The sequence below is a fragment of the Serratia sp. CY43202 genome (genome assembly GCF_052168755.1).
GTDB lineage: Bacteria > Pseudomonadota > Gammaproteobacteria > Enterobacterales > Enterobacteriaceae > Serratia > Serratia bockelmannii.
In genome coordinates, this window is the sequence record NZ_JBJNMB010000004.1 from 326,139 (window position 1) to 344,279 (window position 18,141).

The window sequence follows — 18,141 nt, forward strand, 5'->3', positions numbered from 1 at the left end:
ATTGGGCGAAAAATGAAATAAAGTTTTAAAAATGACGTTTAAACCTTATTCCGCGCTTAGCGCGCGGAATTTACAGCGTTTTATAGTCCGGTCAGCGCCTCGAAACCGGCGGCGGTGGTGGTGGCGCTAAAGTCGGTGACCTCGTAGTGGGCTACGGCGTTGAAGGGATCTTCGGCCAGGATGGCGTCTAACTGCGCACGGTCAATGCCCTTGGCCAGGATCACGCCGCCGGTGCGGGGATTCTTACGGCCGGAGGCGATGAAGGTACCGTCCTGAAAATATTTTTTAAGCCAGGCGATGTGGCCTTCAAGGTGGCTGTCTACGTCGGCGATTGGGCGATGGTAGGTCAGGCTGACAATGTACATAACGGCTCCAGGGTGGGCGGCAAAGGCTTTACCATCCCACCCTCGCCGTCGATTCTCAAGAGGCGCGCAATAAAAAACCCGCCGGTGGCGGGTTGGCTTGATCAGTAGAGCGAAGGCTCGCCTTCCGGGCGGGTCTTGAAGCGGCGATGCAGCCACATGTATTGGTCCGGCGCCATCAGGATCTCTTTCTCCACCACTTTGTTCATAAAGGCGGCGGCCTCGAGTTCGTTATCCAGCGGGAAGTTTTCCACCGCCGGTTGCATAATCAGCTCATACCCTTTGCCGTCCGGCAGGCGGCGCGGGGTGAACGGAACGATCGCCGGTTTACCCATCCGCACCAGCACGTAGCTGCCGGTGGTGGTGGCAGCCTTGTCCACCGCGAACAGCGGCACGAAAACGCTGCTGCGCGGGCCGTAGTCGTGATCCGGCGCATACCAGATGATATCACCCTGTTTCAGGGCGCGGATCATGCCTTTGATGTCTTTGCGGTCCAGCATCGATTTGTTGGAACGCATGCGGCCCCAGGTTTGCAGCCAGTCCATCAGCTTGTTGTCGTGCGGGCGGTAAACGCCGATGCCCGGGTTGTGAATGCCGAAGATGCGCGCGCCCAGCTCCAGCGTCAAAAAGTGCAGGCCAATCAGCAACACGCCCTGCTGGTTGTCGCGCGCTTGTTGGATGTGCTCCAGGCCACTGACCTTGAACCAGCGCTCGATGCGCCAGTTGGGCCAGAACCACGCCATGCCGGTTTCAAACAGCCCCATGCCGACCGATTCGAAATTCTTTACCACCAGCGCATCGCGTTCGGCCTGCGGCATGTCGGGAAAACAGAGCTCGAGGTTGCGTTGGGCGATAGCGACGCGTCGCTTGAGAAAGCGCATGGAAAATCGCCCAATCGAGGTGCCGAGCCAGTAGATGACGGGGTAAGGCAGCAACACCAGCAGGTACAGCAAGCCGATGCCGACCCAGGTCAGCCAATAGCGCGGATGCAATAAGGAACGATTGAAAGTAGGAACTTGAGTCATGGGTTCTCTGTTTGAATACGGTTGTTTAAGTGTAATGACAGAGTCATCGCATGGTCTGGCAGCCGGGTGAGCTCGGCGGCAAGGTTCGTTTCTGCCGTTTGTTTGCGACTATTGTGGCATTTTTCTGGCGATCCGGGAAAACACAACGCATTAAAATCCCTCTTTGGGCGTTAAATATGCATCGAATGCCGAATTTTTCCACAATCTTTCCTGCCAAAGATAATGGCGATATTATTACTGGTAATTATTCAGAGGGTAAATATTTTGGCACCATGGATCAGTGCGGGGCTGCTGGTTTTGGGCGCGACGGTCGGCAGCGTTGGCGCGCATCTGCAGGTGAACGCGATATTGGCGCTCGCCGGCGTGATGATGGCGCTCGGCATAGTGGCTTCTGCGTTTACCGAAGGCGACGGACACTGAACGGGGCGCTGGCGCCAGGGCTGCGCGGCGGCGGTTTTTCGGGTATGATATGCGCCGCGCGCGGGCCGGCAGGCGGCGCGCGATAATCAGTCACCTCCCGAAAGACAGGAAAGTACACCATGCCAGTGTTACATAACCGAATTTCTAATGAGGAACTGAAGGCGCGCATGCTGGCGGAAACCGAGCCGCGCACCACAGTTTCTTTTTACAAATACTTCTCCATCGACGATCCCAAAGCGTTTCGCGACAGCCTGTACGTTCAGTTCGAAAAACTGAAGGTGTTCGGCCGCATCTACGTGGCGAAAGAGGGCATCAACGCGCAGATCAGCGTGCCGCAGCATCACTTCGACGCGTTCAAAGCCGCGCTGTTCGCCTCGCACCCGGCGCTGGATCAGGTACGCCTGAATATTGCGCTCGAAGACGATGGCAAATCCTTCTGGGTACTACGCCTCAAGGTGCGTGAGCGCATCGTGGCCGACGGCATCGATGACGAGAGCTTCGACCCAAGCAACGTCGGCGAGTATCTGCAGGCCGATCGCGTCAATCAGATGATAGACGATCCGAATACGGTATTCGTCGATATGCGCAACCACTATGAGTACGAAGTCGGCCATTTCGAAAACGCCATTGAGGTGCCGTCGGATACTTTCCGCGATCAGCTGCCGATGGCGGTGGAGATGCTGCAGGACAGTAAAGACAAGAATATTGTCATGTATTGCACCGGCGGCATTCGCTGTGAAAAAGCCAGCGCCTATATGCTGCACAAAGGCTTTAAAAACATCTACCACGTGGAAGGCGGGATTATCGAGTACACCCGCAAAGCGAAAGAACAGGGGTTGCCGCTGAAGTTTATCGGCAAAAACTTCGTGTTCGATGAGCGTATGGGTGAGCGCATCTCCGACGATGTGATCGCCAACTGCCACCAGTGTGGAGCGCCGTGCGACACCCATACCAACTGCAAGAACGACGGTTGCCATCTGCTGTTCATTCAGTGCCCGAGCTGCGCCGCCAAATTTGAAGGGTGCTGTAGCGAGATTTGCCGCGAAGAGCTGAAGCTGCCGCGCGAAGAGCAACGCGCGCGCCGTGCCGGCCGTGAAAACGGCGTCAAGATCTTCAATAAGTCAAAAGGCTTGTTGCAGACTACGATGCACATTCCGGCACCGGAAGAAGAAGGCCCAGCCCGCTGAGCCTGAGGAAATGAGAAGCCCGGCCGCCAAACCGGGCTTTTTTTTATTTATTTCTCGCGTACGCCTTCTACGGAGATGATCAGCTCAACGTCTTGCGACGCCGGGCCCAGATCGGTGGTGATGCCGAAATCTTTCAGCTTGATCTTACCGTTGGCCTCAAAGCCGGCGCGGTAGCCGCCCCACGGATCGTTGCCCTGGCCAATCAGTTTGGCGTCCAGCGTAACGGGCTTGGTCACGCCGTTCAGCGTCAGGTTGCCGACCACCGCATAACCGTCGCCGCTTTTTTTCACTTCGGTGGATTCAAACTTGGCTTGCTTGTTCTTCTCCACGTTGAGGAACTCGGCGCTGCGCAGGTGCTTGTCGCGCTCGGCGTGGTTGGTGTCGACGCTGGCGGTATTGATGGTCACGTTGACCTTGTCCTTGGACGGATCTTTTTCGTCGAAGGTGAAGCCGCCGTCGAAGTCTTTAAAGCTGCCATACAGCCAGCTGTAGCCCAGGTGCTGGATGCGGAACTCGATAAAGGCGTGCTGGCCCTGTTTGTCGATCTTGTAGTCCGCCGCCAGTGCGGAACCGGCGCTCAGCAGCAGGGCGCCTGCGGTCAGGCCCAATACGGTCTTTTTCAACATAGCAATCTCCATAAATCCAAAGGTTAATCGGCGCTGCTACCCAGCATCCGTTTCAAAGTGACATCACGATCGATAAAGTGATGTTTAAGCGCGGCCAGCCCGTGCAGTACCGAAAGCACTACCACGGCCCAGGCCAGGTAAAGGTGTATGGCGCCGGCGGTGTCGGCCTGTTCCGCCATGCCGGTGACGGTGGCGGGCACGTCGAACCAGCCGAATACGCTGATCGGTTGGCCGTCGGCGGTCGAGATCAGATAGCCGCTGATCAGAATGCCGAACAGCACGGCATACAGCGCCAGATGCGCGAGAATAGCGCTGACGCGAGTGAGGCGACCATAGCTGGCCAGCGGCTTGGGTGGCGGCGAGACAAAGCGCCAGATCACGCGGATCACCATCACGATGAACAGCAGCGTGCCAATGCTTTTGTGGATCTCCGGCGCCTGATGGTACCAGACGTCGTAATAGCCCAGCGTAACCATCCACAGACCGAGTGCGAACATGCCGTACACCGTCAGCGCCACCAGCCAGTGGATTAACACTGACACATGGCCGAAACGATCGGCGGTATTTTTCCAGAGCATCCTGTTTCCTTCGATTACCGATTGGCTGGCTGCAATAATTAAACTTTAGGAAACATAAAATCAATAATAAATTTAACTATGTTACTTCTTAGAAATATTAGTCAGTGAATTTGTTTGAGATGTTCGGGCTTCATCAGATAAATCGTTGAAGATGATATTATTTCCCTCATGGGTGGTTGTGCTAGTTGTTGAAAATTAGGCTTATTATCTATTAATGTCAGCTTTTGTCATTTTACGTAAATCGTCCATGAGTTGCTCGGTGGAATTATTTGTTGGCAAACGTTATGACTATTTCTTGCGGCAAAGAGCAGGGCGGAAAGATTAATTTTTTCGAACGGTTAGGCGAAATCCTCTGCGGCGTGACGGTGGACTTTGCTACCATTAGCGCCAAGAGTCGGCTCTTGGTGGCCGGTTAACCCAGTGAAATAACAAGGAAACGTCATGGGCCGAACCCGTGTGACCGACAGTAGCCTGCGTCTGGCCGTCCTGCTGGCGATGTTGGTGATCATTTTGGCCGGGGTGAAAGCCGCCGCCGACATCGTGGTGCCGTTTTTGCTGGCGGTGTTCCTCGCCATGGTGCTGAACCCGCTGGTGGCGATGCTGGAACGCCGACGAGTGCCGCGTATCGTCGGTGTGACGCTGCTGGTGACGGCGGTGATCGTGGTCGTGATGCTGTTTATCGGCATGCTGGGTGCTTCGCTGAACGAGTTCGCCCGCTCGCTGCCCCAGTACCGCGGCATGATGATCGAGAAGCTGCGCGAGCTGCAGCATTACGCCGATCGCTTCAATATCAGTCTCTCCAGCGAAGCGATGCTGCAGTATGTCGATCCCAGCGCGGCGATGAATCTGGTCACCCGCATGCTGGGGCACCTGTCTGGCGCCATGACCAACGTCTTCCTGCTGCTGATGACCGTGGTGTTTATGCTGTTCGAAGTGCAACTGCTGCCGTATAAGCTGCAGCAGGCGCTGGATAAGCCGAACGAGGGGCTCGCCGCGGTGCGGCGGGCGCTGGACGGCGTGACGCGTTATCTGGTGATTAAAACCATCATCAGCCTGGCCACTGGGGTGATCGTCTGGATCTTCCTGGCGGCGGTCGGCGTGCGTTTTGCCTTTATCTGGGGGCTGCTGGCGTTTCTGCTTAACTACATTCCCAACATTGGCTCGGTATTGGCCGCCATTCCGCCGCTGATTCAGGCGCTGTTGTTCAACGGATTGGGTGATGCGCTGGTGGTGGCGGGTGGCTTTATCGCTGTCAACATGGTGATCGGCAATATCCTCGAGCCGCGCGTGATGGGGCGCGGGCTGGGGCTGTCGACGCTGGTGGTGTTCCTGTCGCTGATCTTCTGGGGCTGGCTGCTCGGCCCGGTGGGCATGCTGCTGTCGGTGCCGCTGACGATCGTGGCGCGCATCGCGCTGGAGACCACCGAAGACGGCTATCGGCTGGCGGTTATCCTGGGGGACGGTCGCCCGCCGCGCCAGCCTCCGGCGGCGCCGGAGTGAGGAATATTTTGCCATTCACGCCGGGCTGGGCGGCGTGGTGCAGCGCCGCTGCGTAGTGAGGCAAAGGATAAATCGCGGCGGGTGGGCGCAGCGCCAGCTGGCCGCGTCGCAACAGCTGGAATAACTGATAAAACGCCGTCTGCCATTGCGCCGGTGCCGCCTGTGCGTTCCATTTGCGCAAGTGGAACAGCGAAGCCCGCAGCTTTAACTCGTCCACCACGCGCCGCCAGTCTACCTGGCGGCCGCTAAGCAGGCCCAGCGCTACAAAATCGCCGCCGGTGCGGACCGCCCGCGCCAACTGCAATCCGTCTTCGCCGCCGATGCAGTCGATGGCCGCACGGGCGCCAAAATTCGTCATTTCCACCAGCTGCGACGCTTCGATAACGCGCCAGGTGCCGGCGGCCAGTAACGCCTGGCGATGAGCGGTGTTGCGCACCACGACCGCCAGACGAATGCCGCGCAGCGCCGTCATCTGCGCCAACAGCAGGCTAACGGCGGAACCGCCGCCGTTGAGCAGCAGTAAGTCGCCGGCGTTGAGCGGCAGCCATTGCGTCAACAGCACCCAGCAGGTGAGCGGGTTGATATAGATTTGCGCTGCGCAGGCGTCGTCGATGTCGTCCGGCACCCAGATCACCCGATCTTCAGGCAGCGTGACGAACGTTTGCCAACTGCCGTTACCCGCTACCGCCAGCGCGCGGCGGCCCGTTGAATGCCCATTCTGCGGGTTGACGACGACGCCCACGCCTTCATATCCCGGCACCTGAGGAAGGGCGATGCGGTGCGCGTATTGGCCGTGGATCGGGATCAGATCGGAAGGGTTGATCGGGGCATAGCGCATCTGCAATAACCGCTGTCCGGGGCGCAGCAGCGGTCTGCTCATCTGCTGCAATTCCAGCACCTGGGCGGGATCGCCGAAGCGGTTGAAGCTCAATCGGGGAAATAACGGCGGCATGGATTACATGACGAAGAAGAAATAGACATCCAACGCCAGCAGCACTAGCCACAGACACAGGTACAGCACCAGGTGCTCACGCACGTTGTTGACGATAGCCGCCAGTATTCGGTTTAACATTTCAGCTGCCTGAAGAAAGGGACCTTTGATTATAGTCCTTTTCTCGGCGTCTTTTACAGCGCGCCGCGCGTGAGTGCGGGAAGAGAGGCGATAAAAAAGCCTGCGTTATCGCAGGCTTGAGGTTACACGGCCAGCAGCGCCAGCGGCGTCGAATTTGTTGGCGTGCTCGGCGGGTAGAAATAGCGCAGCACGTTATACAGCGAGTAGAACTCCAGCCGGTTGCGCGCGTTGATCTTCTCCGTGATGTGACGCTTATGCACGTACACCGTATGCGAGCTGATTTGCAGCTTTTTCGCGATGCGGTAGTTGGGCATCTCCGCCATCCAATATTTCATCACCGTCAGTTCCTGCGGACTGAACAAGGAACGCTCTTCGCCGTCATCGGCCAGCGCCAGCGGATTTTCGCGCAGCGTGCGTAAAGTGAGTGGCAGAATGCTTTTATTGAACAGAAAGGCGTTATCGGCGATGCGCATTGGCGTTTCGCTGTAAGGGTAAGGCGTATCGAGATAGATAAACAGCAAGGCAGACTGGCTGGCTTCCATAAACGCCAGCAGCTGCGCGTCTGCTTCGTTATAACGGCACTGGTTGCTGAGGTTCACCAGAATGTGGCTCGGCTGAAAGCTGGCCAACAGCGGCGTAGCGTATTCAATGCTGTGGCAGCACTTGATCGTCGTAATCCCACTATCAGCAAAGTAGCTGGCTATACCGACCCGGGTGAAGCAGCATTCGTCCACGACAAGTAGTTTCATGGTGACGTCCTTGTTGAAAGCCGATGGAGCATATCTTCTGTAAAATAGGACTTACACTGCAAGTGTTCAATTCGGAAATTCAAATGCTGAATATAAGAAATTTCCGTTATCAGGATTTTTACTTGGTATTTAAAAGAGTTAGCAGGTTAATAAATTGTAACCGCTAAATTTTGCTGTCCAGGGCACGACGGCAACCTGGACAGAGAAATCCTTCGCTTAGCTAAATCGTTTCAGACCAAAGCTGGAGACGTCGACCGGCGGCGCTTTGTCCTGCGCGAACAGCGCGGCAATCTCACCCAACGCGCTGGCGAACTTGAAGCCGTGGCCGCTCAATCCGCTGATAACCATCAGGCGATCGCAATCCGGCAGCGTATCGATAATAAAGTCTTCGTCGGGGCTCATATCATAACTGCAGGCTTCGCCGTGTAAACATACGCCTACACCCGGTAAAAATTGCCGCAGGAAGGAGAAAACTTCCGTGCCGTCGCTGGCGTAGCTGCCGAAGGGTTTGCGCTGCTCGGGGGCATCCATCGGCTGGCCGCCGTCGTGCTTGCCTACTTTCAGGCCGTCGTTATCCGCCGGGAAACCGTAATAGTGCGTGCCGTCTTGCGCTTCGACGGTAAAGGCCGGGAAACGATTGTTCACGCTGTAGCGGCCATCTGCCTGATGCCAGGAGAAGACTTTGCGCAGTGGCGCGACGGGTAACTGCGGCAACAGCGCGTTGACCCAGGTACCGGCGGTGATCACCGCTTTTCGCGCCGTGAAACGCCCTTCGCCGGTGATGACCTCAACGCCGCCATCGATAGGCTCCACCGCGCTGACCGGGCAGTTGAACAACTGGCTGCAGCCGGCTTCTTTTGCTAGCTTGATCAGAGTGGCTATCGCCAGCTCAGCATGTAGGAAGCCGGCGTCGGGCTCGAACACGCCGACATAACCTTCCGGGGCCCGGAATTCCGGCCAGCGTTGAGCGATCTGTTCGGCGCTGAGGGTTTGCGCATTCAGACGGAATGTTTGCGCGCTCTGCTGAGCATTGCGAATGAAGTCGGAGTGCTGCGGCCCCAAATTGAGGACGCCGCACGACTGAAACAGTTCCTCGCCGGATTGTTGAATCAGCGCATTCCACAGCGCCTGGGCGCGTAGCACCAGCGGCACGTACTTTTCGCCTTCGCCGTAAGCGTGACGGATGATGCGGGTATCGCCGTGATGGCTGCCGTTGCGGTGCGGGGGAATGGCGCTGTCGATCATCAGCACTTTCAAGCCGGCCCGCGTGGCGTAATAGCCTGCCGCTGCGCCGACGGAACCGCTGCCCACCACAATCAAATCATATTCCACGTACCCACCCTCTCTGATAGCGATTTCTTATCGCCCCATGATAAAAGGTTGGCGGGCGCAATGCACTGATTGAACGATGAAAGGCAAAGAAAAAGGCGCCGGGAATGGTCACGGCGCCTTAGAGGTTAGGAGACGATAAATCAATGTTTTCTGCGATCAAGATCCTGGTAATCCGTAGCTTCAATCTTGGCGATGCCGGCTTCTAAGATATTGATTAATTGACGGGCGACATCTGTAGTCAGCCAAAGCGTTCGGTCTACTTGGGCTTCTTCGGGCGTTTGGTCTAGTGAAGACAGGTAATGAAGGCGTATCATCATGGCGTCGTAAACGTCGACAGTACTGATATCCCAACCGACAAGCGGGTGCGTCTGAATTACTTCATCATTTCTGTCCATAAAGACCCCTTATTGAGTAGTAACTACCGTGAGTGACTAACGAGGATCAATGCGGCTCATCATCATGAGAGCAATTACAGTATACGCATCCGCTTTCATCGGTGGAGGGGGTTGTCACCGAAATTTGCAAAATAAATATTTATTTGAACAATTATTCTACAAATTTGCAGGTGCAGCAGTGGACGAGTCAAGCGCAGCGCGTTATTCCGCGTCGGCAGGTGGCGATGCACCATGCAGACATTTTTCCAGCTCTTCGGCCAAATGGGCGAAATGCTTTTGCGTTTCGGCATCACGATTCTGGCTGTGCGATTCCAGCTTCAGGCTGTGGATCAGCCGTTGGTTGGCTTTGTCATCCAGGCTGAAGGCCAGATAAGAGAAAGCTACTTCCAGTACGTTCAAGCGCCTTTTCTGATCGGCAATCAGCGCCAGCAGTTCGCCAAACGTCATTGCGTCTTCGGATTTCACCTTGTCCGGGGCCATGCTTACTCCTTTGCGTTAAATACAGCGCTGAGGCAGATTTTGTTTCAGAGTAAGGGTAAGCGATGAATGGGCAGGGCGCCAGAAACAAAAAAGCCGGAGAGCGACCCCCGGCAAAAACAGCATTGCAGTGTTATTCTGCGCTAAACCATTCGTCCGCGCTTTCCCAGGTTTCCTGAAGGATTTCCTCGATCAGATCCCGATCGGTTTTGGCGCCCCCCAGCACGGAGAGCCCGTTGGCGCCGGCATAACGTACATGAACGACGGCGTCTGGAAACTGGCGATTGACCCGTTTGCCCAGTTCACCGGTCAGCGCCTCAATGGCGCCCGACGGCAGCGGCCGGGTTTTATCTATAGTGACTTCAACACGCATAATTGCCCCCGAAGCGATTTACTGTTTATTTATACAGTTAACCGAGTGCGAGGGCAAGAGGGCGATGCAAAAATATCAGTCTTTCAGCGACCAGTTCAGGGTTTCACCCGCCAGGAAGGGGATCACGTATTCATTGCCGAGGGTAATCTCTTCCGGTTGGGTGGTTGGCACGCGCTGCAGTTCGATGAAGTCTTCGTTGAGCGGCAGGCCATAGAAGCGTGGGCCGTTGAGCGAGCAGAAAGCCTCGAAGTGCTCCAGTGCGCCGAGCTGTTCGAAGACCGCTGCGTAAGCCGGGATGGCATTCGGCGCATTGAAGCAGCCGGCACAGCCGCAGCTGGACTCTTTGCGATGCTTGAGGTGCGGCGCGGAGTCGGTGCCGAGGAAGAAACGGTCCGAGCCGCTGGCAACCGCCTGACGCAGCGCTTCCTGATGGACGTTGCGCTTGAGGATCGGTAGGCAGAACAGGTGTGGGCGAATGCCGCCGACCAGCATGTGGTTGCGGTTGAACATCAGGTGTTGCGGCGTGATGGTGGCGCCGAGGAAACGGTTGCCTGCCTGCACGTACTGTGCCGCTTCTTTGGTGGTGATGTGCTCGAAGACGATTTTCAGCTCCGGGAAGTGACGGCGGATAGGCTCCATCACCTGTTCGATAAAGCGCGCCTCGCGGTCGAAAATATCGACGGCAGGATCGGTCACTTCACCGTGGATCAGCAGCGGCATGCCGATTTTTTGCATTTGCTCGAACAGTGGGTAAATGCCGGTCACGTCGCTGACGCCGTGGCTGGAGTTGGTGGTGGCGTTGGCCGGATACAGCTTGGCGGCGGTAAACACCCCTTGCTCGAAACCGCTGACCAGTTCACTGGCCGCCAGAGAGTTGGTCAGGTAACAGGTCATCAGCGGAGTGAAGTTGTGACCCTGCGGCACCGCCGCCAGAATCCGATCGCGGTAGGCGCGTGCGGCGGCCACGGTCGTCACGGGCGGAACCAGGTTCGGCATCACGATCGCCCGGCCAAATACCTGGCTGGTATAGGGCACCACCGTTTTCAGCATCTCATCGTCACGCAGGTGGATATGCCAGTCGTCTGGGCGGCGGATTTTCAGAACTTGAGGTTGTGCGGTCATCTAGCTAGGCTCCGGCGGTCAAATACGTCTAATGAAAAGCGAATAATGGGTTTATTCACGCCGGGGTGTAAGGATAAGCGGAAAGTGCCGCAGATGCATCTGTTTGTTGGCGACAAGTTGAAATCAACGGCGCAGCAGGCGCATAGTGACAAGGATTTCAACGATGCCGACGCCAATACCGTCGACTTTCATCAAGTGGAAAGGGAGAAAACAATGGAAGTACGCGTTATCGCCACCCTGCAAGCGAAAGCGGGATTTGAGGCCGCAGTCAGTGAAGCGGTGCACGACATTCTCGAGCCGAGCCGCCAGGAGCTGGGCAACCTGCAATATGATTTGCATCGCGATCTGGAAAAGCCGGGCACCTTCGTGTTCTTTGAGCGTTGGGCCAGCAGCGAAGCGCTGGATAAGCATAATGAGACGGCGCATTTTCAGCAGTTCGTCAGTCGACTTGACGGCAAGTTGGATGTTCTGGACATCAAGAAACTGAAAAAGATCGCCTGAGCTTTTTACAGGCAAGAAAAAACCCGCCGTCGGCGGGTTTTTTTAGGGGTGCAGATTAACTTATTCGTTAACCGGCTGCGGCTTTGTGGCAGGCGCGGTGGCCTGGCTCACTGCCGAGTGACCACCGGCTGAACCTTTGCCTTCAAAGTTGAAGGAAGGGCGCTGCCAGTTGCTGTGCTTGCGTTCTTCCGGCACGTAGGCTGGCGCAGGCGCTTTAGTCATCGGCGCAGTGGCGATGTGTTTGTACAGCGCGTCCTGCACGGCTTTCACCGGCGCCGGCTGCTGCGCAACTGCAGGTGCAGGTTCTGCGGCGGTTGGCGCTGGGGCTTTTTCGACCGGAGCAACTTCCACGGAGGTTGCCGCAGGTGCGGCTTCTACCACTGGCGTTTCTTCCGCTGGCGTGGCTTCTACCACTGGCGTTTCTTCCGCTGGCGTGGCTTCTACCACCGGTGCAACTTCGACCACAGGCTCGTCTTCCGTTGGCACAGGTTCAACCACTGGCTCTACAGCTATGGTTTCAGCTATCGGCTCGGCTTCCACTGCAGGGGCAGTCTCTTCCACTTTCGGCTGTTCAACTGCAACAGCTGCTGGGGCGGTTTCCACCGGCGCCGGGATTTCCTCGGCCGGAGTGGCTACAACCGGTGCTACGACTGCAGCTTCTTCCGTTACGGTAACGCTAGCAGTTTCAACGGCGGCTTCGGGTGCCGGTCCGTTGACGCTGGCCGCGGTCTGAGTGTCTTCCACGGTAACGCTGTGCTGTTCAACCGCTGCGGTGACAACCGGCGCCTGCTCTACGGCTTCGGTTTGCACTTCGGCTTCTTCAACCTGAGCGACCGGGTAGCTTACCCATACTTTGCCTGATGCCATTTCCGGCGAAGCGAACGCGCCCGCCAACGGCATTGGGGATTGCAGCGGGTAACGCTCATCGCGGTAACGACGGCGACGCTGGCCGCTGACGCGCAGGTGACGCGGTGAACGACGGGAACGACGCGGCATGCCTTCGCCGTTGCCGCGGCTTTCGCCCTGGGCATCGTCTTCCGGCTGTGCGGCAACGGTTTCCGGCAACAGCTTGACGCTATCGTCGGCGGTCGGCTGCGCGTCTTCGGCTTTCGCTACCGGCGCTTTCGGCGCCAACAGCTCTTCCGCTGCACGCTGCAGCTCTTCTTCCGCAGACAGGATACGCACTTTCTGCGACAGAGGGCGGCGCTGACGGCGCTGCATGTTCTGCTGCTGGCGCTCTTCCTGCTCTTCGTCGGTACTCTCGACTGCGTCAACGCTTTCCAGCGCTTTCACTTCCTGCTGAGCCTGACGTTTCTCTTCCTGACGACGACGCTGGCGTTCAGCACGCTGCTCACGGCGTTGCTGCTGATCTTCGCGCGGCGCTTTAGCACCTTCTTCCGAAGCGGTTTCCTCCGCTACCGGCGTGTTCTGCTGCTGGTTGCGGCGGTTACGGCGCTGTTCATCGCGGGATTCACGCGATTCACGGCCTTCACGGTTCTCACGCGGTTCACGGTTATCGCGCTCGCGATTGTCACGGCCTTCACCGCGCTCTTTACGCTCGCCGCGGTCCGGGCGATCGCCACGGTCGCTACGCTCACCGCGCTCTTTACGGCCGGTGCCTTGACGGCGCTGACCGCGACGATCCTGACGACGGTTCTCACCGTTGCCTTCCGCCTTCGGCGTTTCGGCCGGTTTGGCTTCTTCGACGGCAGGTTGTTCTTCACCGGCGAACAAGTTCTTCAGACCACCGAACAGGCGGCCCAGGAAGCCCGGTTTAGCGGCGGCCGGCGCTGCGGCTTTAGTCTTGGCGGCTGCAGCGACAGGTTTGGCAACGGCGACGGGTTCTTCAGCCGGCGGCGGCACATCGGCGGACAGGGAGAAGGAAGCCAGGGCCGGTTGCTCCGGACGCTTGCGTTCCATCGGCGCATCTTCCAGCGGACGCTCCATGTCTTCTTCGTGCAGTTTCGGCAGCAGGTAGCTGAGGGTAGAGGTTTCCTCGCCCTTGCGCACGCGCAGCACCGAGTAGTGCGGGGTTTGCATTTCATCGTTCGGCACGATGACGGCTTTCACGCCACCCTGACGTTTTTCGATCGCGCTGACGGATTCGCGCTTTTCGTTCAGCAGGTACGAAGCGACCTGAACCGGCACGATAGCGTGAACTTCTTTGGTGTTTTCCTTCAGCGCTTCTTCTTCGATCAGGCGCAGGATGGACAGCGCCAGCGATTCGTTGTCGCGGATGGTACCGGTGCCGTTACAGCGTGGGCACACGTGGTGGCTGGACTCACCCAGCGACGGGCTGAGGCGCTGGCGTGACATTTCCAGCAGGCCGAAGCGGGAGATGCGGCCGATTTGGATGCGCGCGCGGTCTTGACGCACGGCGTCGCGCAAGCGGTTTTCCACTTCGCGCTGGTGGCGTACCGGCGTCATGTCGATGAAGTCGATGACGATCAGGCCGCCGAGGTCGCGCAGGCGCAGCTGGCGAGCGATCTCGTCCGCCGCTTCCAGGTTGGTGTTGAACGCCGTCTCTTCGATGTCGCCGCCGCGGGTTGCGCGTGCGGAGTTGATGTCGATGGCGGTCAGCGCTTCGGTGCTGTCGATGACGATCGAGCCGCCGGACGGCAGGCGCACTTCGCGCTGGAAGGCGGATTCGATCTGCGATTCGATCTGATAGTGGCTGAACAGAGGAATTTCACCGCTGTACAGTTTGATTTTGCTGCTGAAATCCGGGCGGCCCAGCGCAGCGATGTGCTCTTTGGCCAGATCGAGAATTTTCGGGTTGTCGATCAGGATTTCGCCGATGTCCGGGCGCAGATAATCGCGGAAGGCACGCACGATAACGTTGCTTTCCTGGTGGATCAGGAACGGTGCAGGGCGGCCTTCGGCGGCTTTTTTAATCGCTTCCCAGTGCTTCAGACGGAAGGAGAGATCCCACTGCAGCGCGTCGGCGGATTTGCCTACGCCCGCGGTGCGAACGATCAGGCCCATGCCGTCTGGCAGTTGCAGCGAAGAGAGCGCTTCTTTCAGCTCGGTACGATCGTCACCCTCGATGCGGCGAGAAATACCGCCGGCGCGCGGGTTGTTCGGCATCAGCACCAGATAGCTGCCCGCCAGGCTGATGAAGGTGGTCAAGGCGGCGCCTTTGTTGCCACGTTCTTCTTTGTCTACCTGAACGATGACTTCCTGGCCTTCGCGCAGCACATCTTTGATGTTCGGGCGGCCATGGGAAGAGTAATTGCTAGGGAAGTATTCGCGGGCGATTTCTTTAAGAGGGAGGAAACCATGTCGTTCTGCGCCGTAGTCCACGAACGCTGCTTCAAGACTTGGTTCAATGCGGGTGATTTTGCCTTTGTAAATATTCGCTTTTTTCTGCTCATGACCCGGACTTTCGATATCCAAATCATACAGCCGCTGTCCATCTACGAGGGCAACACGCAACTCTTCCTGCTGAGTTGCGTTAATCAACATTCTTTTCATCTTAACTTACTCGTTATTTTTACATTATCGACAAAGCTGCGGGCAAAATAACCTCATGGCCGGAGTTAAACCGAAAGCCCCGTGTCTTCTCGCAAAGCCGTCAACCTCACGGTTGTCGCCTGCATAGGGGCGCATTATCTCGGTAAGCCTGCTTTTCTTTGTGAAAGACAGCACTTTTACTAGGGGAATAGCCTCTGATTTACGTCGACAGATCTGATTCCATTTGCCGGCCAAGCTGCAACCCGCAGCCCGCTAATTGTTTGATTTCGCATTACGTCTTACGCCATTGCTGCGTTTTTGCGCAATCAGACAAATTTTATAATTCCACCGTTTTCCCTGTTTAACGAGAATCAACGCGGAAAGTGACTGCATTATTCCACTGCTGATGCCGTTATAGCAAGGTGACTTTTCCTTAACTGCGGAAGAAATCGCAAACGTTCAAATCGGCTTGCTGCCTTATTGTCCGCTGGTGTTTCGCCCGCCGTCAGAGAGACAGTTAAGCACAGAAAAAGATGTGGCGCTATTCACGCGCTCTATTTAGAATCCCGCACCATGAAAACGAACAATCCAGCAGTACAATTCATCACGATTTCCGACGACGAAGCCGGTCAGAGAATCGACAACTTTCTGCTCGCTCGCCTGAAAGGCGTGCCGAAGAGCATGATTTATCGCATCGTGCGTAAAGGCGAGGTGCGGGTTAATAAAGGGCGCATCAAGGTCGAATACAAATTGGCGGCCGGCGACGTGGTGCGCGTACCACCGGTGCGCGTAGCCGAGCGCGAAGAGGCGCCGGTGTCGGCGAAGCTGGATAAAGTGGCCGCATTGGCAGACTGCATCCTGTATGAAGACGATCATCTGTTGATCCTTAACAAACCTTCCGGCACCGCGGTGCACGGCGGCAGCGGCCTGAGCTTCGGCGTGATTGAAGGGCTGCGCGCGCTGCGCCCGGAAGCCCGCTTCCTGGAACTGGTGCATCGTCTGGATCGCGACACCTCCGGCGTGTTGTTGGTCGCCAAAAAACGTTCCGCGCTGCGTTCGCTGCATGAGCAACTGCGCCTGAAAGGCATGCAGAAAGATTATCTGGCGCTGGTGCGCGGCCAATGGCAGTCCCACTGCAAGGCCGTACAGGCGCCGCTGTTGAAAAATATTCTGCAAAGCGGCGAACGTATCGTGCGTGTCAACAGCGAAGGCAAGCCCTCGGAAACCCGCTTCAAGGTGGAAGAGCGTTACGAATTTGCCACCTTGGTGAAGGCCAGCCCGATCACCGGGCGAACTCACCAGATCCGCGTGCACACTCTGCATGCCGGGCACCCGATCGCCTTTGACGATCGCTATGGCGACCGCGAGTTCGATCGCCAACTGGCGGGTACCGGCCTGAAGCGACTGTTCCTGCACGCCGCGGCGCTGCGCTTCGAGCATCCGTCCACCGGCGAAACGATGCGCATCGAAGCGCCGATGGATGAAGAACTGCGTCACTGCCTGCAGGTGCTGCGCCGGCAGGCCGCCAAATAATCCGCGTCAGACCAGCGGGTTGATGCCTTCAGCCCGCAACATCTCCAACAGCGCGATCAACGGCAGGCCGATCAGGGCGTTCGGATCCCGGCCTTCCAGCCTGTCGAACAACGCGATCCCCAATCCCTCGCTCTTGAAACTGCCCGCGCAGTTCAGCGGTTGCTCTAGACGCACATAGGCGGCGATCTCCGCCTCGCTCAGCGCGCGAAAATGCACGTGGAAAGGCTCGCACAGGGCCTGCAGCTGCTTGCTGCGGCTGTTGTACAGCGCCAGGCCGGTATAGAAGGTCACGGCCTGGCCGCTGGCCTGGCGCAGCTGCGCCCGGGCGTTCACCTCGGTATGGGGCTTGCCGGTGATGCTGCCATCGATCACGCAGACCTGATCGGAACCGATGATCAGATGCTCGGGGTAGGCGAGGGCCAGCGCCTGAGCCTTCGCTGTCGCCAGGCGCAGCACCAACGCTTCGGCGCTTTCACCCGGCAGTGGGGTTTCATCCACCTGCGGCGCGGCGCAGTCGAACGGCAGTTGCAGCTTCTCCAGCAGCATTTTTCGATAGGGGGAGGTGGAGGCTAAAAGCAATCTCTGCATAATTTTTTTCGCAAACCGTAGCGTAAATGGGTACGGCATTTTAAACTGTCGGCCGCTGTGGAAGCGAATATTGGTGAAAGGAGCCGTTTTACGGCCTTTTTCTTTGACTCTATGTCGTTACAAAGTTAATATGCGCGCCCTATGCAAAAGGTAAAATTACCCTTGACCATTGATGCGGTACGTACCGCTCAGAAACGCCTGGACTATGCTGGTGTCTATGCGCCTGAGCAGGTTACTCGTGTTGCCGACTCCGTGGTCAGTGTGGACAGTGATGTTGAGGTGTCGTTGTCGTTTAATATCGACAATCAGCGCCTCGCGGTGATAACAGGGCATGCGGACGTCACGGTAACGTTGATGTGCCAACGCTGTGGAGTCCCGTTCGAACATCAGGTTCACACAACATATTGTTTTAGCCCGGTCGTCAATGATGAGCAGGCTGAGGCATTACCGGAAGCGTACGAACCGATCGAAGTTGACGAGTTTGGCGAAGTCGATCTGTTGGCAATGATTGAAGACGAAATTATTCTTTCACTGCCTGTCGTTCCGGTACATGAATCTGAACACTGTGAAGTGTCCGAAGCGGACATGGTATTTGGCCAACTGCCTCCCGAGGCGGAGAAACCGAATCCGTTTGCCGTATTAGCCAGTTTAAAGCGTAAGTAATTGAGGAGTAAGGTCCATGGCCGTACAACAGAATAAACCAACCCGTTCCAAGCGTGGCATGCGTCGTTCGCACGATGCTCTGACCACGACTACTCTGTCTGTAGACAAAGTATCCGGTGAAACTCACCGTCGTCACCACATCACTGCCGACGGTTTCTACCGCGGTCGCAAGGTTATCGGCTAAG

The 18,141-nt window shown here is 57.2% G+C and carries 21 protein-coding genes; 7 read left to right on the plus strand and 14 right to left on the minus strand.

All coding sequences use genetic code 11. The features are described 5' to 3' along the window. Positions 1-80: 80 nt before the first annotated feature. Together ACJ8J5_RS10745 and ACJ8J5_RS10750 are read right to left on the minus strand one after the other, a co-directional pair. Complete coding sequence (locus ACJ8J5_RS10745) at positions 81-365, minus strand: YciI family protein (RefSeq protein ID WP_025302396.1); 285 nt, start codon at positions 363-365, stop codon at positions 81-83. Positions 366-466: 101 nt separating this feature from the next. Next, positions 467-1,387, minus strand: a complete 921-nt coding sequence (locus ACJ8J5_RS10750) for a Kdo(2)-lipid IV(A) acyltransferase (RefSeq protein ID WP_025302397.1) — start codon at positions 1,385-1,387, stop codon at positions 467-469. Positions 1,388-1,651: 264 nt separating this feature from the next. Here ACJ8J5_RS10750 and ACJ8J5_RS10755 point away from each other — a divergent pair, with 264 nt between their 5' ends. Together ACJ8J5_RS10755 and trhO are read left to right on the plus strand one after the other, a co-directional pair. Further along, positions 1,652-1,807, plus strand: coding sequence for a histidine kinase (locus tag ACJ8J5_RS10755; RefSeq protein ID WP_225735595.1), 156 nt, complete (start codon positions 1,652-1,654; stop codon positions 1,805-1,807). A 119-nt stretch (positions 1,808-1,926) separates the two neighbouring features. After that, complete coding sequence (gene trhO / locus ACJ8J5_RS10760) at positions 1,927-2,994, plus strand: oxygen-dependent tRNA uridine(34) hydroxylase TrhO (RefSeq protein ID WP_025302399.1); 1,068 nt, start codon at positions 1,927-1,929, stop codon at positions 2,992-2,994. A gap of 47 nt (positions 2,995-3,041) precedes the next feature. On the opposite strand, the gene ACJ8J5_RS10765 is transcribed toward trhO, so the two are convergent. Together ACJ8J5_RS10765 and ACJ8J5_RS10770 are read right to left on the minus strand one after the other, a co-directional pair. Next, positions 3,042-3,620 (minus strand): YceI family protein, encoded by a 579-nt coding sequence (locus ACJ8J5_RS10765; protein ID WP_016928208.1) that lies wholly within the window; start codon positions 3,618-3,620, stop codon positions 3,042-3,044. 23 nt (positions 3,621-3,643) lie between these two features. Beyond that, a complete protein-coding gene (locus ACJ8J5_RS10770) occupies positions 3,644-4,198 on the minus strand; it encodes a cytochrome b (protein WP_004927830.1) in 555 nt (184 codons plus the stop codon). 441 nt (positions 4,199-4,639) lie between these two features. On the opposite strand from ACJ8J5_RS10770, the gene ACJ8J5_RS10775 reads away from it, so the two are divergent. After that, entirely contained in the window at positions 4,640-5,698 is a 1,059-nt protein-coding gene (locus ACJ8J5_RS10775) for an AI-2E family transporter (protein WP_049205122.1), read from the plus strand. Here ACJ8J5_RS10775 and ACJ8J5_RS10780 read toward each other — a convergent pair. The 8 genes from ACJ8J5_RS10780 to pyrC all read right to left on the minus strand — a co-directional run bounded on the left by ACJ8J5_RS10780 (position 5,646) and on the right by pyrC (position 11,218). Next, the gene (locus ACJ8J5_RS10780) at positions 5,646-6,650 is read right to left on the minus strand and encodes a zinc-dependent alcohol dehydrogenase family protein (protein WP_414104614.1); all 1,005 of its coding nucleotides are present in this window, start codon (positions 6,648-6,650) and stop codon (positions 5,646-5,648) included. The genes ACJ8J5_RS10775 and ACJ8J5_RS10780 overlap by 53 nt on opposite strands. 3 nt (positions 6,651-6,653) lie before the next feature. Beyond that, the gene (locus tag ACJ8J5_RS10785; RefSeq protein WP_004927822.1) at positions 6,654-6,770 is read right to left on the minus strand and encodes a DUF2770 family protein; all 117 of its coding nucleotides are present in this window, start codon (positions 6,768-6,770) and stop codon (positions 6,654-6,656) included. Positions 6,771-6,892: 122 nt separating this feature from the next. Then, on the minus strand, positions 6,893-7,519 hold the full coding sequence (locus ACJ8J5_RS10790) for a LuxR C-terminal-related transcriptional regulator (protein WP_025302402.1): 627 nt from the start codon (positions 7,517-7,519) through the stop codon (positions 6,893-6,895). A 216-nt stretch (positions 7,520-7,735) separates the two neighbouring features. Further along, positions 7,736-8,851, minus strand: a complete 1,116-nt coding sequence (gene solA / locus ACJ8J5_RS10795; RefSeq protein WP_173889891.1) for an N-methyl-L-tryptophan oxidase — start codon at positions 8,849-8,851, stop codon at positions 7,736-7,738. A 140-nt stretch (positions 8,852-8,991) separates the two neighbouring features. Next, a complete protein-coding gene (gene bssS / locus ACJ8J5_RS10800) occupies positions 8,992-9,246 on the minus strand; it encodes a biofilm formation regulator BssS (RefSeq protein WP_004927812.1) in 255 nt (84 codons plus the stop codon). A gap of 201 nt (positions 9,247-9,447) precedes the next feature. Continuing rightward, positions 9,448-9,726, minus strand: coding sequence for a hypothetical protein (locus ACJ8J5_RS10805; protein WP_004927809.1), 279 nt, complete (start codon positions 9,724-9,726; stop codon positions 9,448-9,450). A gap of 130 nt (positions 9,727-9,856) precedes the next feature. After that, positions 9,857-10,096 (minus strand): DNA damage-inducible protein I, encoded by a 240-nt coding sequence (gene dinI, locus ACJ8J5_RS10810; RefSeq protein WP_033638037.1) that lies wholly within the window; start codon positions 10,094-10,096, stop codon positions 9,857-9,859. Between the two features lie 75 nt (positions 10,097-10,171). Further along, positions 10,172-11,218, minus strand: a complete 1,047-nt coding sequence (gene pyrC, locus ACJ8J5_RS10815) for a dihydroorotase (RefSeq protein ID WP_342096116.1) — start codon at positions 11,216-11,218, stop codon at positions 10,172-10,174. A gap of 213 nt (positions 11,219-11,431) precedes the next feature. On the opposite strand from pyrC, the gene ACJ8J5_RS10820 reads away from it, so the two are divergent. After that, on the plus strand, positions 11,432-11,719 hold the full coding sequence (locus tag ACJ8J5_RS10820; protein WP_025302406.1) for a putative quinol monooxygenase: 288 nt from the start codon (positions 11,432-11,434) through the stop codon (positions 11,717-11,719). Positions 11,720-11,779: 60 nt separating this feature from the next. Here ACJ8J5_RS10820 and rne read toward each other — a convergent pair whose 3' ends face one another. Beyond that, entirely contained in the window at positions 11,780-15,193 is a 3,414-nt protein-coding gene (rne, locus tag ACJ8J5_RS10825) for a ribonuclease E (RefSeq protein WP_342096117.1), read from the minus strand. A gap of 552 nt (positions 15,194-15,745) precedes the next feature. On the opposite strand from rne, the gene rluC reads away from it, so the two are divergent. Next, a complete protein-coding gene (rluC, locus tag ACJ8J5_RS10830) occupies positions 15,746-16,705 on the plus strand; it encodes a 23S rRNA pseudouridine(955/2504/2580) synthase RluC (RefSeq protein WP_025302408.1) in 960 nt (319 codons plus the stop codon). Between the two features lie 6 nt (positions 16,706-16,711). Here rluC and ACJ8J5_RS10835 read toward each other — a convergent pair whose 3' ends face one another. Beyond that, the gene (locus ACJ8J5_RS10835) at positions 16,712-17,293 is read right to left on the minus strand and encodes a Maf family protein (RefSeq protein ID WP_062826731.1); all 582 of its coding nucleotides are present in this window, start codon (positions 17,291-17,293) and stop codon (positions 16,712-16,714) included. Between the two features lie 141 nt (positions 17,294-17,434). Between ACJ8J5_RS10835 and yceD the strand changes: the two genes are divergently transcribed. After that, entirely contained in the window at positions 17,435-17,956 is a 522-nt protein-coding gene (gene yceD, locus ACJ8J5_RS10840; RefSeq protein WP_004927780.1) for a 23S rRNA accumulation protein YceD, read from the plus strand. A 16-nt stretch (positions 17,957-17,972) separates the two neighbouring features. Continuing rightward, entirely contained in the window at positions 17,973-18,140 is a 168-nt protein-coding gene (gene rpmF, locus ACJ8J5_RS10845; protein ID WP_004927778.1) for a 50S ribosomal protein L32, read from the plus strand. The last annotated feature ends 1 nt before the right edge of the window (position 18,141 follow it).

Excerpts from the sequence above, each read along its gene's own strand:
- ACJ8J5_RS10765 (WP_016928208.1), bottom strand. The coding sequence starts at position 3,620 with ATGTTGAAAAAGACCGTATTGGGCCTGACCGCAGGCGCCCTGCTGCTG.
- ACJ8J5_RS10820 (WP_025302406.1), top strand. The coding sequence starts at position 11,432 with ATGGAAGTACGCGTTATCGCCACCCTGCAAGCGAAAGCGGGATTTGAG.
- dinI (WP_033638037.1), bottom strand. The coding sequence starts at position 10,096 with ATGCGTGTTGAAGTCACTATAGATAAAACCCGGCCGCTGCCGTCGGGC.
- ACJ8J5_RS10745 (WP_025302396.1), bottom strand. The coding sequence starts at position 365 with ATGTACATTGTCAGCCTGACCTACCATCGCCCAATCGCCGACGTAGAC.
- ACJ8J5_RS10750 (WP_025302397.1), bottom strand. The coding sequence starts at position 1,387 with ATGACTCAAGTTCCTACTTTCAATCGTTCCTTATTGCATCCGCGCTAT.
- ACJ8J5_RS10780 (WP_414104614.1), bottom strand. The coding sequence starts at position 6,650 with ATGCCGCCGTTATTTCCCCGATTGAGCTTCAACCGCTTCGGCGATCCC.
- ACJ8J5_RS10770 (WP_004927830.1), bottom strand. The coding sequence starts at position 4,198 with ATGCTCTGGAAAAATACCGCCGATCGTTTCGGCCATGTGTCAGTGTTA.
- ACJ8J5_RS10835 (WP_062826731.1), bottom strand. The coding sequence starts at position 17,293 with ATGCAGAGATTGCTTTTAGCCTCCACCTCCCCCTATCGAAAAATGCTG.
- ACJ8J5_RS10805 (WP_004927809.1), bottom strand. The coding sequence starts at position 9,726 with ATGGCCCCGGACAAGGTGAAATCCGAAGACGCAATGACGTTTGGCGAA.
- ACJ8J5_RS10775 (WP_049205122.1), top strand. The coding sequence starts at position 4,640 with ATGGGCCGAACCCGTGTGACCGACAGTAGCCTGCGTCTGGCCGTCCTG.
- rluC (WP_025302408.1), top strand. The coding sequence starts at position 15,746 with ATGAAAACGAACAATCCAGCAGTACAATTCATCACGATTTCCGACGAC.
- trhO (WP_025302399.1), top strand. The coding sequence starts at position 1,927 with ATGCCAGTGTTACATAACCGAATTTCTAATGAGGAACTGAAGGCGCGC.
- pyrC (WP_342096116.1), bottom strand. The coding sequence starts at position 11,218 with ATGACCGCACAACCTCAAGTTCTGAAAATCCGCCGCCCAGACGACTGG.
- ACJ8J5_RS10790 (WP_025302402.1), bottom strand. The coding sequence starts at position 7,519 with ATGAAACTACTTGTCGTGGACGAATGCTGCTTCACCCGGGTCGGTATA.
- bssS (WP_004927812.1), bottom strand. The coding sequence starts at position 9,246 with ATGGACAGAAATGATGAAGTAATTCAGACGCACCCGCTTGTCGGTTGG.
- rpmF (WP_004927778.1), top strand. The coding sequence starts at position 17,973 with ATGGCCGTACAACAGAATAAACCAACCCGTTCCAAGCGTGGCATGCGT.
- rne (WP_342096117.1), bottom strand. The coding sequence starts at position 15,193 with ATGAAAAGAATGTTGATTAACGCAACTCAGCAGGAAGAGTTGCGTGTT.
- yceD (WP_004927780.1), top strand. The coding sequence starts at position 17,435 with ATGCAAAAGGTAAAATTACCCTTGACCATTGATGCGGTACGTACCGCT.
- ACJ8J5_RS10785 (WP_004927822.1), bottom strand. The coding sequence starts at position 6,770 with ATGTTAAACCGAATACTGGCGGCTATCGTCAACAACGTGCGTGAGCAC.